At 69.6% G+C, this 530-nt stretch carries 1 pseudogene; it reads right to left on the reverse strand.

Going from position 1 to position 530, the window contains the following annotated elements:
• Positions 1 to 530: pseudogene (locus HB681_RS37750) on the reverse strand (acetyl-CoA C-acyltransferase); the annotation flags it as partial.

Genomic DNA, 530 nt, shown 5'->3' on the forward strand with positions numbered 1-530 from the left:
TGCGCGTAGCCGACCAGCCGGGCCAGCGGCTTCAGTCCCAGCGCCTGCACGCGCGAACCCTCGGCCAGCACGATGGCGGCCGCGCCGTCGTTGATGCCCGAGGCGTTGCCGGCGGTGACCAGGCCGTCCTTCTTGAACGCCGGCTTCATCTTGGCGAGCGTCTCAAGCGTGGTGTCGGCGCGCACATGCTCGTCGGTGTCGAACAGCACGACGCCCTTGCGGGTCTTCACCTCGACCGGGACGATCTGTTCCTTGAAGCGGCCCGCGGCAATGGCGGCGGCGGCGCGCTGCTGGCTCAGCACGGCCAGCGCATCCTGCTGGTCACGCGTGATGCCGTGGCGCGCCGCGACGTTCTCCGCCGTGATGCCCATGTGCATCTTTTCCCACGGGTCGTGCAGGATGCCGAGCATGTAGTCGACCAGCACCGCATCGCCCATGCGCGCGCCATAGCGGGCCGAGGTGTCGAAGTACGGGCCGCGGCTCATCGATTCCGAGCCGGCGCCGATCGCGACGTCGCAATCGCCCAGCGC

Origin of the sequence: Variovorax sp. dw_954 (assembly GCF_018449755.1) — a bacterium.
Taxonomy (GTDB): domain Bacteria; phylum Pseudomonadota; class Gammaproteobacteria; order Burkholderiales; family Burkholderiaceae_C; genus Variovorax.